Origin of the sequence: Streptomyces pactum (assembly GCF_002005225.1) — a bacterium.
In the GTDB taxonomy this organism is placed as follows: Bacteria; Actinomycetota; Actinomycetes; order Streptomycetales; family Streptomycetaceae; genus Streptomyces; species Streptomyces pactum_A.
Map to the genome: position 1 here is coordinate 1,557,294 of NZ_CP019724.1, position 18,137 is coordinate 1,575,430.

Genomic DNA, 18,137 nt, shown 5'->3' on the forward strand with positions numbered 1-18,137 from the left:
CCTGCCTCAGCTCTCGGTGTCCAGCGCGTCCAGCTCCTCGTCGCTCATGTGCTCGACGAGGGCCATGCTTTCGAGGATCAGATCCAGCTCGGGTCTGCTCGTGTCCCCGGCCACGAGGAGCCGTTGGCGCAGTTCCCCGGCCATGTCGGACAGGCGCGGGGCGGCGAAGACCGCCTCGACCGGCAGCTCGACGCCCGCCCGTTCCTTGAGCAGGTTGATCAGCCGGGTGGCCAGCAGCGAGTTGCCGCCGAGCGAGAAGAAGTCGGTCCGTGCGGTCAGCGTGGCCGCGTCGACCTGGAGGACGTCGGCCCAGGCCTGCCCCATGACCTGCTCGGCGTCGGTGGCGGCGTCGGCGGGCGGCACGGGTTCCGGTGCCCTCGTGTGCGGTACGGCCGCCTGCGCGTCGCGGCCGACCCAGTAGCTGCCCGCCTCGAACGCGGTGGCCGGCAGCGGCGCCATCCGGCGCCGCCCGGTGTGCAGCGCGCTCCAGGGCACCCGGACCCCGCGCACCCAGAGGGCGGCCAGTTCCTCCAGGGCCCGGTCCTCGGCGAGCCCGGCGAGGAAGGCCCGGCTCCGGGCGCCGGACAGGACGGAGGTCCAGGGTCCGGCGTCGTCGTCGGCGTTGCCCCGGTACACGGGTGCCGCCGTGGGGGTGCCCGCCAGGTGGTCGGCGAGCGCCCGGGCCAGTTCGGCTCGGTCGGCGGCGACCACGGCGAGGCGCTCGGCCAGCGGCTCGCGGCCCAGTTGCGTGGTGTACGCGATGTCCGCGAGGCTCACGTGGGAGCCGGTGCCGTCCTCGCCGGGCAGGTCCGCCAGGTGGTCGAGCAGGCGCCGTACCGCCGTGCGCAGGCGTTCCTCGGTCCGGGCGGAGACCACGACGACCTGCGGCGCGGTGTCCGGGGTGGCGGGCCCGGCCTCGGCCGCGGCCGGCGGTGCCTCCACGACCATGCTGACGTGCGAGCCGCCCGCGGCGACACAGTTGATGAGGGCGCGGCGGGGCCGGGAGGGGCCGCCGGTGTCCGTACCGCCGCGCGGCTCCCAGTCGGTCAGCCGGTCGCACAGCTCGAGCGGCGAACCGTCCAGGTCCAGGCGCGGGTTGGCGGTGCCGGCTGCCACGAGCGGAGCTATCCGGCCGTGCTGGAGCTGCAGGACGACCTTGGTGAGCTGGGCGATGCCGGAGGCCGCCTCGGGGTGCCCGAGGTTCGACTTCACGGCGCCGACCGGCACCGGCGTGGTGACGCCGGTGAACACCTCACGCAGGGCGCGCAGTTCGACCTCGTCGGAGAAGGCGGTGCCGTTGGCGGCGGACTCGACGTAGCCGATGGAGCCGGGTTCGGCGCCGGCCCGCTCCAGCGCCCGGCGCATGGCCGCGACCTGGGTGCGGTGGCTGGGCGTCATGAAGCCGTTGGAGCGGCCTCCGTGCAGCGAGGACGTGCTCTTGAGGACCGCGAGGACGGTGTCGCCGTCGCGCAGCGCCGCGTCCAGCGGCTTGAGCAGGACCGCGCCGACCGCCTCGGCGGGCAGGTAGCCGTCGCCGTCGCGGAAGCTGCGGCTGCCCGGGTGGGTGCCGAGCAGTTGCATCTCCGAGAGCGCCACGTACTTGTCCTCGTGGACGGTCAGGTTGACCCCGCCCGCGACGGCCAGCTCGCACTCGCCGCGCAGCAGGTCGGCGCAGGCGAGGTGGACGGCCATCGCCGAGGAGGTGCACATGCTGTCCACGGCGAGGCTCGGGCCTTCGAGGCCGAAGAAGTGCGAGACGCGGTTGGCTATCAGGTTGTACGAGGCGGACGAGGTGAGCGCGGCGAGCACCGGTTCGGAGGTGTCCGCCCGGTACATCTGGTAGGCGGCGCCGACGTACACGCCGACACGCCGGCCGTAGCGGCGCTCGATCACCTCCTGGGTGACGCCGCCCTGTTCGAGCAGGTGCCAGACGGTCTCCAGGAACAGCCGCTGCTGCGGGTCCATCGCGGCCGCCTCGCGGGGCGAGATGCCGAAGTGCAGCGGGTCGAACCGGTCGATGCCGTCGAGGAAGGCGCCGTACCGGGCGCCGCCCTCGGTCTTCCAGCGGTCGCCGGGGACCTCGGTGACGCAATCCCGGCCCTCGCGCAGCACGGCCCAGAACTCCTCCAGGTCGTCGGCGTGCGGGTAGCGCCCGCCGATACCGATGACGGCGATGTCCCGGTCCGTCGGAGCCTGGGCCGGGGCATGGGCCAAAGCGGGAACGGGAGCGGGGGCGGTGGAGTCCGTCCTGGCCGTTACGGGTGCGGCGGTCCGCGCCCGAGGGGCCTCGGGTGCCGCCTCGCCGACGAGTGCGCGCAGCGCCTGCCCGTGCTCGTCGGCGAGGTACCGGGCCAGACCGCGCACCGTCCGCACCTCGAAGAGCAGCGTGCGCGACAGCGGCCCGAAGGTGTCCTCCAGCGGCTGGACCATGGTCACGGCGAGCACGGAGTCCATGCCGTACCGCTCCAGCGGTGTGTCGGGGTCGAGGCGCTCGGGCCCGAGCTTGAGGGCCGCGGCCAGCACGCGCCTGAGGTGCGCCACGGCACGGTCCTCGACGGACGGCGCGGATCCGCCGCCGGCCACCGGGGCGGGCGCGGGGGCCTGCGGTGCCGCATCCGTCGTGGTCCGCGCCGCGGGGTTCTGCGGTACGGCGGTCTCCGCTGCGGCGTTCTGCGGTACGGCGGTCTGCGCCGCGGCGTTCTGCGGTACGGCAGTCTCCGCTGCGGCGTTCTGCGGTACGGCAGTCTCCGCTGCGGCGGTCTGCGGTACGGCGGTCTGCGGTGCCGACTCCCCGGCGCGCTCGGTCAGCCGGCTCAGCAGCGCCTCGCGGTCGCCCGCCACCACCAGCAGCCTGCCGTCCGTGACGCCGCCCTCGGCGCCGGCCAGGGCCTGACGCAGGGCGGCGAGGCCACGCCGCGTGTCGAGGGGGGCGAGGCCCAGTGCGCGCAACTGCTCGCGGACGGGGCCCTCGGTGCCCATGCCGCCCTCGTCCCACAGCGGCCAGTTGACGGACACGGTACGGCCGCTGCGCAGGCCCGCGCCGACGAGCCGGTCGCGGTGGGCGGCGTAGGCGTCCATGAAGGCGTTGGCGGCGGCGTAGTCGCTCTGCCCCGGGTTGCCGAAGGCGCCGGCGAGAGACGAGAAGCAGACGAACAGCTCCAGCGGCTGCTCCTGGGTCAGCTCGTCCAGGTGGACGAGTCCGGCGACCTTGGGGGCGAGGACCCGGTCGAGTTCCTCGGCGCTCTTGCGGACGACGAAGTTGTCGTGGACGACGCCGGCGGCGTGCAGCACGCCGGTCAGCGCGCCGTGTTCGTCGGTGATGCGGGCCAGTAGGGCGGCAAGGGCGTCCCGGTCGGTGACGTCGACGGCCTCGTACCTGACGGTCAGGCCGGTGGTGCGCAGGGCGTCCAGAGCGGCGCGCCGCTCCTCGGTCAGTGGCGAGCGCCCGGTGAGGACCACGGTGGCGCGGCCGACGGCGGCCGCGATGTCGCGGGCCGTGATCAGACCGAGTCCGCCGATGCCGCCGGTGATGAGGTAGACACCGCCCTCCCGCCAGGGCGCGGCGGCGGCCCGGGCCCCGGTGACCTCGGTGAAGCGGCGGATCAGGCGCCGGCCGTCGTGGTGGCGCACCTCCGGCTCGGGGTCGGTGGTGGCCTCGCTGGTGAGGCGGGCGGCGACGGTGGCGGGTGAGGCGCCGTCCAGGCACTCCAGGTACTGGGTGCGCAGCTTGGGGTTCTCCAGGTGGGCCGTGCGCAGCAGCGCGCCCAGGCCGCTGAACCAGACCGGCCGGTCGCCGTCGCCGACGGCCGCCACCTGGAGCAGCGTGGGCCGGCGCACGCCCCGCTCCAGCAGCCGCCGGGTCAGCGTGAACACCTGCCGCACGGCATCGGCGTACTGCCGGTCCGGCGATGCGTCCGCCGGTGCGAGGAAGGTGCACTCGGTCCCGGCGGGCAGGGCGGCCCGCAGGGTGTCGCGTGCGTCGGCGGTGAGCCGGCCGAGCACCACGACGTGCCGTTGTGCGGAAACGCCCGCCGCCCCGGCCGTGGCCTGCCGCTCGGCCCATTCGGGTCGCAGGAGCACGACGTCAGGGATGTCGCCCTCGGCGGCCGGGGAGCCGGCGGCCGGTGCGGGTCGGTGGGGTGCGCCTTCGGTGTCGAGGTCGAACCAGCAGCGTTCGCGGGCGAAGGGGTAACCCGGAAGGCTGATGCGGCGCACGGCGCTGCCGGCCGGCCAGGCGTCCTCCCAGCGCACCTCGGCGCCGTCGGCCCATCCCGCGAGCAGCTCCTCGGGGGCCCCGTGCCGGGTCCAGGCGTCCAGGGCGGCGCGTTCCGCCGGGGCGTCGGCGGGCCGGCCGGGGCGGACGGTACCCCGGTACCAGGGGCCCCTCGCGGCGGGGTCGGTGGCGAAGGCGGCGAGCCGTTCGCGGGCCTCGGCGAGAGAGGTCACGGCGAGGGCGAGACGCTCCTCCAGAGCCATGCGTCCGGTCTGCAGGGTCCACGTTGCGGCCCAGAGGTCGGCGTCGGTCAGCCGGCCGAGCCGGGCGTGCAGACGACGGGCCTGCTCGACTAGCTGGGCCTCGCTCTTGGCGGAGAGCACCAGCAGCGCCGGGCGGCCGTCGGCCGACGCGACCGCGGGGCGGGCGGGTGGCTGGTACTCGGCGATGACGAGATGGGCGTTGGAGCCGCCGCCGCCGAAGCTGGAGACCCCGGCGACGCGGGGCAGGGTACGGCCCTGAGGCGCGGGCCGGTGCCAGGGCTCCAGGGTCCGCTGGACGCGCAGCGGGGTGCGGTCGAAGTCGATGTGCGGGTTGAGGGTCGCGGAGTGCAGGCTCGGCACGAGTTCGCCGTGGCGGAGCTGGAGCAGCACCTTGGTGAGCGCGGCGATGCCGGCGGCGGACTCCAGGTGTCCGATGTTGGACTTCACGGAGCCGACGGCGAGCTGCTCCGGTGCGCCGCCCGCGCGGCGGAAGGCCTGTTCCAGGCCGCTGACCTCGATCGGGTCGCCGAGGGACGTACCGGTGCCGTGCGCTTCGAGGTAGCTCAGGGAGCGTGCCTCGACACCGGCGGCGGCGAGCGCGTCCGCGATGACCTCGCCCTGCGCCACCGGGGTCGGCACCGAGTAGCCCGAGGTGCGCCCGCCGTGGTTCACGGCCGTTCCCTTGATGACCCCGTGGATCTGGTCGCCGTCGGCGACGGCCCGCTCCAGTGGCTTGAGGAGGACGGCGCCGACGCCCTCGCCGGGTACGTAACCGTCGCCGCCCTCGCCGAAGCTGCGGCACCGGCCGTCACTGGAGAGGAACTTGCGCTGCCCGAGCACCAGGTGCTTGTTGGGATGCGGGGTGAGGTTGACACCGCCCGCGAGCGCGGTGTCGCACTGACCGCTGCGGATGGCCTCACAGGCCAGATGGATGGCGGTGAGACTGGACGAGCACATGGTGTCCACGGCCAGGCTCGGTCCGTGGAAGTCGTAGAAGTACGACACCCGGTTGGCGACCGTGGAAGCGCTGCCCCACAGGGCCGCGGGCTCCCCGCGCTCCTGCGCCTGGGCCCCCAGGAGCTGGTACTCCTGGTACATCACACCGACGAACACACCGACCTTCGCGCCGCGCGAGAGCCGGTCGGCGGTGTATCCGGCATCCTCCAGGGTGTGGTGAGCGCACTGCAGGAACAGCCGCTCCTGCGGGTCGAGGTAGTCGGCCTCCAGCAGCGAGATCTGGAAGAACAGCGGGTCGAACCGGTCGATGTCGTCCAGGAAGCCACCCCAGCCGCCGGCCCCCGCCTCCGCGTACCGCCCCCGGTTCCAGCGATCGGCCGGTACCTCCCGGACACAGTCCCGGCCCACGCGCAAGTTCTGCCAGAACTCATCCAGGTCGGCCGCCTCCGGATACCGGCCGCTGACACCGACGATCGCGATGTCACCGGGACGCACGGACCCCGGCCCGGCGGGTGCCCCGGCGGTCCCGGCGGTCCCGGCGGTCGGGACGGTCGGGACGGTCTCGAGCTCCGGGACGGGCTCGACAGCGGGCAGCGGACGGCTGGAGAGCCCGGTCAGCTCCGCGCACACACGGCCCCGTTCGTCCAGGACGGTGACGTCCAGCCGGGCGGAGGCCCGGTCGGTGCCGCCGCCGGGCCGGTGGCGGATCCAGGCGTACGCCCGGGCGGGCGAGGCGGCGAGGGCCTCGGCGCGGGTGAGGGCGAACGGCAGCGCGAGCGCCGCCGAGCCGCCGTCGCCCAGCCACAGGCCGATGGTGCTCTGGAGGGCGCCGTCGAGGATGCTCGGGTGCAGCAGGCCGCCGGGCAGCGCTTCGGCCGCCTCCGGCAGGCGCAGCTCGGCGAGGACCTGGCGCCGGCCCTCCGCGTCCCCGCCGGTGCGCAGCTCGGTCAGGGACCGCTGCGAGGGGCCGTACGCCAGGCCGAGGCCGTCGTAGACGCCGTAGACGTGCTCACCTGTGTACGTCGCCCCGGTGCATGCGGCCCGCAGTTCGGCGAGGGGCAGGGTGCGCCCGGTGGCATCCTCGGCCAGGGCCGCCCGGCCCTGGCCGCACAGGGTGGTGCCACCGTCGGCTCCGACGGTGAGGATCTCGTACGTGCAGACCTTGCCGCCGGTGCGCACGCGCACCCGCAGCGTCAGTCCGTCGGGGCCGTACACGGCGGCCCGGAGCCACACCACGTCGGTCAGCCGGACGGCGGCGGTGTCCTCCCGGCCCAGCGCCCGGGCGACCGCCACGCGCGCCATCTCCAGATGCGCTACGCCCGGCAGCACCCGGCCGCCGCGGATCCGGTGGTCGCGCAGATACGGTTCCGAGCCGTCGAAGCGGGTCTCGTACGTCGCCTCGTCCGCCGGGCCGCCGGGCACGGTCCGCTGGAGCAGCGGGTGGCTCCGCGGGGCGGTGGTACTCGGCGAGTCCGCCTGGGCGGCGGGCGCGTTCCGGACGCCGTGGGCGCCGACGAGGTGGGTCGCCATGGCCTGCAGCGTGCGGTGCTCGCCGAAGACGCCCGCAACCAGCGCCGTCCCGTACCGCTCGTTCACCCGCTCGGCGAGCCGCGCGCGCCCGCCCAGGTCCAGCCCGAACTCGCCGAGCTCCGCGTCGGGGTGCACATCGTCGGGGTGCACCCCGACCAGGGCCGCCACCTCTTCGGTGAGGGCGGTGCGTACGCCGGCGAGGGAGTCGGGGGTGCCGGGGGCGGTCGGAGCGGGGGCCGTTTCGGCCGGAGCCTCGGCGGCGGGACTCTGCGCGGGGAAGGACGGTGCGGCGGGAGCGGGCACGGCAGGCGCCACGGAAGCAGGCACGGCGGGAGGGTGCACGGCCGGCGCTGCCGCCACCGCACCGGCACCGGCACCGGCACCGGCACCGGCACCGGCAGGCACCTGAGGCTCCAACCACGCCGCGAGCTCCGCGATCGTCCGGTGCTCGAACATCACCGTCGGCGACAACTCCACCGACAGCCGCCCCTCCAACTCCCCCACCAACGCCAACAGATCAGCCGACCCCAACCCCAACTCGTAATAACCCACACCCACATCCACCACATCCACCGCCACACCCAGCCGAGCACCCACCAACTCCCGCAACACGGCGGAAACGGACAGCGACTCCACCACCGGCACCGCGACAGGGCCGGAAACGGGCACCGCCGACGCGTCGGGAGCGGGCACGGCGGGAGCGGGCGCGACGGGAGCGGGCACGGCGGGAGCGGGAGCGGGAGCGGGAGCGAGCACGGCGGGAGCAGGCGCGGCGGGAGCGGGCGCGTGCGCGGCCGACGCTGCCGCCACCGCACCGGCTCCAGAACCGGCACCGCCACCGGCACCGGCACCGGCAGGCACCTGAGGCTCCAACCACGCCGCGAGCTCCGCGATCGTCCGATGCTCGAACATCACCGTCGGCGACAACTCCACCGACAGCCGCCCCTCCAACTTCCCCACCAACGCCAACAGATCAGCCGACCCCAACCCCAACTCGTAATAACCCACGCCCACATCCACCGCATCCACCGCCACACCCAGCCGAGCACCCACCAACTCCCGCAACACGGCGGAAACGGACAGCGACTCCACCACCGGCACCGCGACAGGGCCGGAGACGGGCACCGCCGACGCGACGGGAGCGTCACCACGGACGTCGAGCGCGCCGGCGGCCCGGATGCGCTTGGCGACGAACTGCCCGACCTCGGCGACCTTCCGACCGGCCTCGTCGTAGAACTCCACGACCAGACGGATGAGTTCGTCGTCGCGGCGGACGGAGTCGGCGGGCACCCGGACGTAGCAGCGCCCGCCGAGCGGCCCGGCCGCGCGGAACCGGTCGAACATCAGCGGGAGGTAGAGGCCGGGGCCGTCGTTGTCCCCGTGCAGCATGCCCAGGGCGACACCGCCGCCGAGGAGCCCGGCTTCGAAGAGGGCGGGGTGGAAGAGGAACGCACCGGTGGAGGCCTGGTGTTCGGGAGCGAGTTCCAGCTCGGCGATCCAGTCGCCGGGGCGGTGGTGGACCGCGCCGCCGAGCTTCATCAGGCCCGAGTGGAAGAGGTCGTACTCCCGGCACCAGGTGTAGATCTCGTCCATGGTGGTGCGCCGGGTCGCCTCCTGGACGGGCAGCGGGAGCCGCTCCGTGTAGGTGACGGGACCGCGGTGGTGCGCGGTGACGACGGCGTGCAGCACGTCGGTGGTGTCCTGACCGCGACGGCTGCGCACCTCCATGCGCCATCCCCCGCCGGCGGCGGGGCGCCCCTCGACGGTGGTCAGGACGGCCTCACCGGGCCCGGCGACGAGCGGCGCGAGGATGGTGAGGTTGCGCAACTCCACCTCGGGCATGGGGTGTCCGTGCCGGGCCAGCACCTGGAGCACCAGGTCCACGTAGCCGACACCGGGCAGCAGGCTGCGGCCGTACACGACGTGCCCGCGCAACAGGGGGTTGTCGGCGGTGACGGTGAAGGTCTCGGCGAACGCGGGAGATGTGGTCATCGGATTTCCGTCCCAGAAAGGGCGCACGAAGGTGCCCGAGTGTGCGTGGCGCGAACCGGGGTCTCGGCTACGGACAGGGGGAGAGCGATGGCTGTCAGGATGAACCCGTCGCGGTGCATCCAGCGCCCCGTGAGCCGGGGGACCGGATTCCCGGCCGCCTGGGGCGGGGGCACCAGGAACCGCGCGGAGAAGAAGCCACCGGAGTCGATGTCGATCCGGGCCCCGTCGAATCCCAGCATCCGCTGGGTGAGGGGGAACCAGACCTTGAAGACCGCCTCCTTGCAACTGAAGAGCAGACGGTCCCATGGCACCGCGTCGCTTCGCGCGCCCAGCCGTTCCACGAGGTCTCGTTCGGCCGGCAGGGCGATCAGGTCCAGCAGGTCTCCGGGAAGCGGGGCGCTTTCCTCGGCGTCGATGCCCACGGAGTGCAGTCGGCTGGCCCGCGCCACCGCGGCGGCGCGGTATCCGGCGCAGTGCGTCATGCTGCCGACCACTCCGGCGGGCCACCGCGGCGCACGCTGCCTCCCGGGCGGCAGCGGAACCGGCGGTATTCCCAGTTCACCGAGCGCGGTACGAGCGCACCGTCGCACCGTCGCGAATTCCCGCCGACGCCGTGGTACGGCGTCGGCGACGGCCGCGCGTTCCTCGGCGAAGAGACGAATGTCCGCGTCGTCGTCGAATGCCTCGGCGGACATCACGTCGACGGGAAGTATCTCCTCGATCACTGCTCCCCCGAGCCCCGTTCTTTGACCGATTACCAGGTGGTCGGCGAGGAGCGCTCGACGAATGTCCCTGCTCCGCCGGCCGGACGGAAGGCCGGCGGGCTGTTATCGGGCATCAAGCGGACGCGAAGACAATGGTCGGCTTCGCCGTCGAAATCCATACGGCCGAGCATGTGCGAGCGCACGCGTATTTCCCCCGTGTCGATGTGCGTTGTGCGACTGCGAAATGGACTCACACAGGTGACGCCATGGCCAGGCGGAGGCTGTGCGATCGCAGATCAGTGTTCTACGTGATAAAGGCGAGGCAGACCTGGCGGCTTACAGCGTCCCGCCGTGAGGATTCCGGCAAGTCGCGCTCAGGATCGCCACCTTGGATGTCCGGTACCAAGAGCCGGTAACCGGAGAAGGGCAATCGCGGGGATGCCGTCCCCCTGCCCATGCGATGTCAGGCTTACCCATCTCGTTCCCCCATTCGAATCGAGAGCTTAGATTGGCTGATCACGACCGTCAACCGTCTCCCGAAGATCGCGCAGCTCGATTCCTCGACCCGGACCCCGCCCGCCGCGACGGACCTGCGGACTTCCCGTCAGTGGACGGTGACCGCGAACAGGACGACGTCCGGCGCATCACATGACGAGGCCGGTGGGCACCGCTGTTCTGAGTGGCGGATCATGGTTGACGACGTGCAGTCGATGGCCTAGGCTCCCTTCCCATTCGATCACGGTTGTGAAGCTCTCGGGGGGCGGATCCAACCATGATGGGCGGGGGTGAACGGGGATTGTGCGAGTGGTGAACTCCCACTACTTCTTACTGGCCGTTCGTCATTCAACTTCTGGCTTTCGACGCCACGCGGGCCGAGTGCGCATTCTTCAGTGCCGCCTTCCAGGATTACCCGCGGGCGGCGGCCGGCCTGTCGAGACGCGTTTTCCCCCGACCCGGGTCGGCGAGGAGACCCGCCCGCCGGAGTCACCCCGCGCCGACGCGTGCCCGGCGCCGCGTACTGCGGCAGCGCGAAACCGGTGACGGTGAGCGCCTGGAGCACCGTCCACACCGCGCCCGCCGTGGTGGGCGTCAGCCACAGGCCCAGGCGACACAACTGACCGCCGCCCAGGCGAGATCGGACTCCACGACGGTCCGCACGCCGAGGGCCGGCCGGGGCGTGACAGGTCGATTACCCCGCCGGTGACGATGTTGACCCGCCGCCACCCCTGTGAGACTGCCGGGGGAACATGACAGACTGCGGTGAGACTTGGGCGCGTTGGGGAGGCGTGGCGTGAGTGAGCGGCGGGCCGCACCCACCGTGGGCCAGGTGGTCCTGGGCAGACGGCTGCAGGAGCTCCGGGAGGGTGCGGGACTCAAGCGTGAGGAGGCCGCCAAGGTCCTCCGGGTGGCCCCGGCGACCGTGCGGCGCATGGAAACGGCCGAGGTTGCACTGAAAATACCGTACGTCCAGATTCTGTTGACGGCTTACGGAGTGCCCGCGGACGAGGTCTCGGCGTTCATCACGCTGGCCGAGGAGGCGAATCAACCGGGCTGGTGGCAGCGGTACCACGACGTGCTGCCGGACTGGTTCAGCATGTACGTGAGCCTCGAGGGCGCGGCACGGATCGTCCGCTCCTACGAGCCGCACTTCGTACCGGGGCTGTTGCAGACCGAGGGCTACGCACGCGCGGTCCTGGAGGCCGGGACGATCGGCAACGCGGGCCGGGACGCGGTCGAGCGGCACGTGTCCCTGCGCATGGAGCGGCAGCGGCTGCTGGAGGGCGCGGACCCGCCCCACCTGTGGGTGGTGATGGACGAGACGGTGCTGCGCCGCCCGGTGAGCATCGACGGCCGGGTGATGCGCGACCAACTCGACAAGCTGCTGGAGTTCGGGACGCGGGACCGGGTGACTTTGCAGGTCGCCGAGTTCGAGGACGGGCCGCACCCCGGGACGTACGCGCCGTTCACGCTCTTCCGGTTCGCGGAGCCGGAGCTGCCCGACATGGTCTTCACCGAGTACCTGACCGGTGCCCTGTACCTGGACTCCCGCGCGGAGGTCTCCGCGCACCTGGAGGTCCTGGACCACATGACGGCACGTGCCGCCTCGACCCAGCGCACCGAGAAGGTACTGCGCGAGTACCGCGAGAAGTTCTGACCCGGCACCCCCGCACCCCCCGCACCCCCGCACCCCCGCACCCCCGCACCCCTGCACACCCGGACACCAGGCCCCGGCGCACCGAGCCGCGGCACCCCAGGCCCCGAGGAGACACCGCATGACCGGATCCCACACCGGCCCCGCCCCCCTCGACACCAGCCGGCCGCACCCGGCCCGCGTCTACGACTGGTGGCTGGGCGGCAAGGACAACTACCCGGTGGACGAGGAGCTGGCCCGGAAGATCCTCGCCGCGGACGGCACGGCGGTCCGCGGGGCGCGGGCCAACCGCCGGTTCATGCACCGGGCCGTCCGCACCCTCGCCGAGGCCGGGATCCGCCAGTTCCTGGACATCGGGACCGGTATCCCCACCGAGCCGAACCTCCACCAGGTGGCCCAGTCGGTGGCGCCCGAGGCGCGCGTCGTCTACGCCGACAACGACCCGATCGTCCTCAGGCACGCGGAGGCGCTGCTGCACGGCTCCGCCGAGGGCGCGACGGAGTACGTGCACGCGGACGTACGCGACCCGAAGACCATTCTCCGGCTGGCGGGCGAGACCCTGGACTTCGGCCGGCCGGTGGCCCTGTCCCTGGTGGCCCTGACGCACTACCTCGGTGACGCGGCCGACGGCGACGACGCGCACGGCCTGCTGAAGCGGTACGTCGACGTACTGGCCCCCGGCAGCTACCTGGTCCTCTCCCAGGTCACGCCCGATCTGAATCCGGAAGCCGTGGGCAAGGCCGCCGGTCTGTTCGCCCGCAGCGGCACCTCGTTCCACCCGCGCTCCCTCGCCGAGTTCTCCCGCTTCTTCGACGGCCTGGAGCTGCTCGGCCCGGGCGTCATCCCGGTCACCGGGTGGCGGCCGGACCCCCAGGACGTGGCGGCCCAGGCGGAGGGCATCGTGCCGGTGTACGCGGGGGTGGCGCGCAAGGCCTGACCCGGGCGGCCCGCCCTGACCCGTACGGGCCCCGCGAACGGGTGCGCTCCCGCGCCCGCCCCTAGGTTCGGAAGCCGAGGGTGATCAAGGGAGCGCACGTGACCGAGACGCGGACACCGCCCACCGAGCCGGGCGCGGCGCTGCTGCGCGCGGGACGGTTCTTCCGGCCCGGCACCGCGGCGCCCGACCTGCACAGCATCGGGCTGGTCGGCGGCCGGGAGGCGGACGCCTTCTACCGGGACCGCTGGAGCCACGACAAGGTCGTGACCTCCACGCACGGCGTGAACTGCACCGGCTCCTGCCGCTGGAACGTGTTCGTCAAGGACGGCGTCATCACCTGGGAGACCCAGGCGACGGACTACCCGTCGGTCGGCCCGGACCGCCCCGAGTACGAGCCGCGCGGCTGCCCCCGGGGAGCGGCCTTCTCCTGGTACACGTACTCGCCTACCCGCGTGCGCTACCCGTACGTGCGCGGCGTGCTGCTGGACATGTACCGGGAGGCGAAGGCGCGGCTGTCGGATCCGGTGCTGGCCTGGGCCGACGTCCAGGAAGACCCCGAGCGGCGGCGGCGCTACCAGCGGGCGCGCGGCAAGGGCGGCCTGGTCCGGGCGACCTGGGACGAGGCCGTCGAGATGGTCGCCGCGGCCCACGTCCACACCATCCGCACCCAGGGCCCCGACCGCATCGCCGGCTTCTCTCCCATCCCGGCGATGTCGATGGTGTCGCACGCGGCCGGTGCCCGCTTCCACTCCCTCATCGGCGCGCCGATGCTGTCGTTCTACGACTGGTACGCCGACCTCCCCGTGGCGTCCCCGCAGGTCTTCGGCGACCAGACGGACGTGCCGGAGTCGGGCGACTGGTGGGACGCGGCGTACCTGATCATGTGGGGTTCGAACGTCCCGGTGACCCGTACGCCGGACGCGCACTGGATGGCGGAGGCCCGCTACCGGGGCCAGAAGGTCGTGGTCGTCTCCCCCGACTACGCCGACAACACCAAATTCGCCGACCAGTGGCTGCACCCGCACCCGGGCACGGACGGCGCCCTGGCCCTCGCCATGGGGCACGTGGTCCTCAAGGAGTTCTTCGTCGACCGCGTCACGCCCTTCTTCGACGACTACGTACGGCGCTTCACGGACCTTCCGTTCCTGGTGACACTGACCGAGCGGGACGGGGGTCACGTCCCGGCGAAGTTCCTGCGCGCCGCCGACCTGGGGCAGGAGGGCGCGGACGCCGCCTGGAAGACGGTCGTGCTGGACGGGACGACGGGCCGCGCGGTCGTCCCGAACGGGTCGCTGGGCTTCCGCTGGAACGAGGCGGACCAGGGGAAGTGGAACCTCGACCTCGGTGACGTGCGGCCCCTGCTGAGCCTGCACGGCCACGAGATGGCGTCGGGCGTTCAGGTGCTGCTCCCCCGCTTCGACACCGAGGGCGGCGCGCACGCGCAGGGCCGCGGCGAGGTCGTTCGGCGGGGTGTGCCGGCGACACGGCTGGGCGGGGCGACCGGGCCGCTGGTGACCACGGTGTTCGACCTGCTGCTGGCGCAGTACGGCGTGGCACGGCCCGGGGTGCCGGGCGACTGGCCGGTCTCGTACGAGGACGCGGACGCGCCCGGCACTCCGGCCTGGCAGCAGACGCACACCTCGGTCCCGGCCACGGCCTGTGTGCGGATCGCCCGGGAGTTCGCGCGCACCGCCGAGCGCTCCAAGGGCCGCTGCATGATCCTCATGGGCGCGGGCACCAACCACTGGTTCCACTCCGAGACGATCTACCGGGCCTTCCTGGCCCTGCTCCAGCTCACCGGCTGCCAGGGCCGCAACGGCGGCGGCTGGGCACACTACGTGGGCCAGGAGAAGTGCCGCCCGGTGACCGGCTGGGCGTCGCTGGCCGCCGCGTCGGACTGGTCGCGCCCGCCGCGCCAGATGATCGGCACCGCGTACTGGTACCTCAACACCGATCAGTGGCGCTACGACCGGTTCGGCGCCGACGTACTGGCCTCGCCGCTGGGCGAGGGGCGGCTGGCGGGCATGACGGGCGCGGACTGCCTGGCGCTGTCGGCGCGGACGGGCTGGATGCCGTCGTACCCGACCTTCGACCGCAGTCCGCTGGAGCTGGGCGAGGCGTTCGGCGACCCGGTGGCGAACGCGGTGGCCGAACTGCGGGCGGGAACACTGAAGTTCGCCTGCGAGGACCCGGACGCGCCGGAGAACTGGCCGCGGATCCTGACCCTGTGGCGGGCCAACCTGCTCGGTTCTTCGGCGAAGGGCGCCGAGTACTTCACCAAGCACCTGCTGGGCACGCACTCCTCGCTGCGCGCCGAGGAGGCCGCGCCCGACGAGCGTCCCCGGGACGTGGTGTGGCGGGAGGATGCGCCGGAGGGGAAACTCGACCTCTTGCTGTCGCTGGACTTCCGGCACACCTCGTCCACGCTGCTCTCCGACGTGGTGCTGCCCGCCGCGACCTGGTACGAGAAGCACGACCTGTCCAGCACGGACATGCACCCCTACGTGCACGCCTTCTCCCCGGCCGTGGACCCCCCGTGGCAGACACGGACCGATTTCGACGCCTTCAAGGCACTCGCCGAGCGACTGAGCGAGCTGGCCGTCGGCCACCTCGGGGTACGCAAGGACCTGGTGGCGGCTCCGCTCCAGCACGACACGCCGGGCGAGACGGCCCAGCCGGGCGGGGTGGTACGGGACTGGCGGCGCGGGGAGTGCGATCCCGAGCCCGGGAGGACCATGCCGAACCTCGTCGTCGTGGAGCGCGACTACACGGCGGTCGGCGCGAAGTTCGCGGCGCTGGGCCCGCTGGTGGAGGCCAAGGGCCTGCCCGCCAAGGGCATCACCCTGCGGCCCGACGCGGAGGTGGAGCGGCTGCGGCGCATGAACGGGGCGGTGCGCGGCGGCCCGGCCGACGGGCGTCCGGCGCTGGACACGGCGGTGAAGGCCGCCAACACCATCCTGGCCCTGTCCGGCACGACCAACGGGCGCCTGGCCGTCCAGGGCTTCCACACGCTGGAGGCGAAGACCGGGCAGCGGATGGCCCACCTCGCCGCCGAGCACGAGGGCAAGCGGATCACCTACGCGGACACCCAGGCGGCGCCCGTGCCGGTGATCACCTCGCCGGAGTGGTCGGGCAGCGAGGCCGGCGGGCGCCGGTACACCGCGTTCACGCTCAACACCGAGCACCTCAAGCCCTGGCACACCCTCACCGGCCGCCAGCACTTCTTTCTCGACCACGACTGGATGCACGAGCTGGGCGAGGCGCTGCCGGTGTACCGGCCGCCGCTGGACATGAGCAGGCTGTTCGGCGAACCGCAGCTCGGTCCGGACGGACACCGGGCGGTGACGGTCCGCTACCTCACCCCGCACAACAAGTGGTCCATCCACTCCGAGTACCAGGACAACCTGTTCATGCTGGCCCTGTCCCGGGGCGGTCAGACCGTCTGGATGTCCACGCGGGACGCGGAGGCGATCGGCGTCGCCGACGACGACTGGATCGAGGCGGTCAACCGCAACGGCGTGGTGGTGGCCCGCGCGATCGTCTCGCACCGCATGCCGCCCGGCACGGTCTACATGCACCACGCGCAGGAACGGACGGTCAACGTCCCCCTGACGGAGACGACCGGCAGACGCGGCGGCATCCACAACTCCCTCACCCGGCTGATCCTCAAGCCGACCCATCTCATCGGCGGCTACGCCCAGTTGTCCTGGGCGTTCAACTACCTCGGTCCGACGGGCAACCAGCGCGACGAGGTCACCGTGATCCGCCGCCGCGGCCAGGAGGTCGAGTACTGATGCGCCCGATGGCCCAGGTCGCCATGGTCATGAACCTCGACAAGTGCATCGGCTGCCACACCTGCTCGGTCACCTGCAAGCAGGCGTGGACCAACCGGCGGGGCATGGAGTACGTCTGGTTCAACAACGTCGAGACCCGCCCCGGCCAGGGCTATCCGCGCCGCTACGAGGACCAGGGGAAGTGGCGGGGCGGCTGGGAGCTGAACCGGCGGGGTGCGCTGAAGCTGAAGGCGGGCGGCCGGTTCAAGAAGCTCGCGGGGATCTTCTCCAACCCGAGGCTCCCGGAGATCAAGGACTACTACGAGCCCTGGACGTACGACTACAGGAACCTCACCGACGCCCCGCTCGGCGAGGACTACCCCGTCGCCCGGCCCGTCTCCCAGCTCGACGGCAAGCCGATGAAGATCGGCTGGTCCTCGAACTGGGACGACAACCTGGGAGGCACCCCCGCCTACGGAGACCTCGACCCGATGGTGGAGCGCACGCGCCAACAGGCTTCCAAGAAGGTGCGGTTCGCGTACGAGGAGACCTTCATGTTCTACCTGCCGCGCATCTGCGAGCACTGCCTCAACCCGTCGTGCGTGGCCTCGTGCCCGTCCGGGGCGATGTACAAGCGTGCGGAGGACGGCATCGTCCTGGTCGACCAGGACCGCTGCCGGGGCTGGCGGATGTGCGTGACGGGATGCCCGTACAAGAAGGTGTACTTCAACCACCGCACCGGCAAGGCCGAGAAGTGCACCTTCTGCTATCCGCGCGTCGAGGTGGGGCAGCCGACGGTCTGCTCGGAGACCTGCGTGGGCAGGCTCAGGTACCTGGGGGTCGTGCTGTACGACGCCGACAAGGTGACCGAGGCGGCCTCCACGCCGGACGAGCGGGACCTGTACGAGGCGCAGTTGGGCTTGTTCCTCGACCCCGCCGACACCGCGGTGCGGCGGGCGGCCGAGGAGGCGGGGATCCCGTACGACTGGATGGAGGCGGCCCGGCGCTCCCCCGTGCACGCGCTGGTGAGCAGGTACCGGGTGGCGCTGCCCCTGCATCCGGAGTACCGGACCATGCCGATGGTCTGGTACATCCCTCCGCTGTCGCCGGTGGTGGACGCGCTGACGGAGACCGGGCACGACGGCGAGGACCCGGACAACCTCTTCGGCGCCATCGACACGCTGCGGATCCCGCTGGAGTACCTGGCGGAGGTGTTCACGGCGGGCGACGTGGGCCCGGTGCGGGCGTCACTGGAGAAGCTGGCGGCGATGCGCGCCCACATGCGGTCGGTCAACCTCGGCGAGGACCCCGACCCGGCCGTCTGCGCGGGCGTCGGGATGCGCGCCCAGGAGGTCGAGGACATGTACCGGCTGCTGGCGATCGCCAAGTACGAGGAGCGGTACGTGATCCCGACGGCGGCCGTCGGTGACGCGCACCGGCTGGAGGCGTCCGCGCTGCCGGACACGTGCAGCCTGGACACCGACGGCGGGCCGGGCATGGGCGGCGACGGCCCCTTCGGCCAGGACTCCGGACGCAGGCGGCTGCCGCTGGTGCCGGTGGAGAACTTTCACATCCTGCGCAGGCGGCAGACCGCGGGCGACGAGAGGGAGGTCTGA

The 18,137-nt window shown here is 72.7% G+C and carries 6 protein-coding genes; 4 read left to right on the forward strand and 2 right to left on the reverse strand.

The annotated features are described in order from the left end of the window. Window positions 1-6: 6 nt before the first annotated feature. Complete coding sequence (locus tag B1H29_RS06425; RefSeq protein WP_079160058.1) at window positions 7-8,955, reverse strand: SDR family NAD(P)-dependent oxidoreductase; 8,949 nt, start codon at window positions 8,953-8,955, stop codon at window positions 7-9. Next, window positions 8,952-9,680 carry a 4'-phosphopantetheinyl transferase family protein gene (locus B1H29_RS06430; RefSeq protein WP_063787507.1) on the reverse strand — a complete coding sequence of 243 codons (729 nt, stop codon included), beginning with the start codon at window positions 9,678-9,680 and terminating at the stop codon, window positions 8,952-8,954. The genes B1H29_RS06425 and B1H29_RS06430 overlap by 4 nt, the downstream gene beginning before the upstream one ends. 1,270 nt (window positions 9,681-10,950) lie before the next feature. Here B1H29_RS06430 and B1H29_RS06440 point away from each other — a divergent pair. From B1H29_RS06440 to narH, 4 genes are all read left to right on the forward strand, one after another. Next, entirely contained in the window at window positions 10,951-11,814 is an 864-nt protein-coding gene (locus tag B1H29_RS06440; protein ID WP_055419308.1) for a helix-turn-helix domain-containing protein, read from the forward strand. A gap of 118 nt (window positions 11,815-11,932) precedes the next feature. Continuing rightward, window positions 11,933-12,748: an SAM-dependent methyltransferase gene (locus tag B1H29_RS06445; protein WP_055419309.1), complete on the forward strand. Its 816-nt coding sequence runs from the start codon at window positions 11,933-11,935 to the stop codon at window positions 12,746-12,748. Window positions 12,749-12,846: 98 nt separating this feature from the next. Further along, window positions 12,847-16,542 (forward strand): nitrate reductase subunit alpha, encoded by a 3,696-nt coding sequence (locus tag B1H29_RS06450; protein WP_055419310.1) that lies wholly within the window; start codon window positions 12,847-12,849, stop codon window positions 16,540-16,542. Next, window positions 16,542-18,137 carry a nitrate reductase subunit beta gene (narH, locus tag B1H29_RS06455; protein ID WP_055419311.1) on the forward strand — a complete coding sequence of 532 codons (1,596 nt, stop codon included), beginning with the start codon at window positions 16,542-16,544 and terminating at the stop codon, window positions 18,135-18,137. Before B1H29_RS06450 ends, narH begins: the two co-directional genes overlap by 1 nt.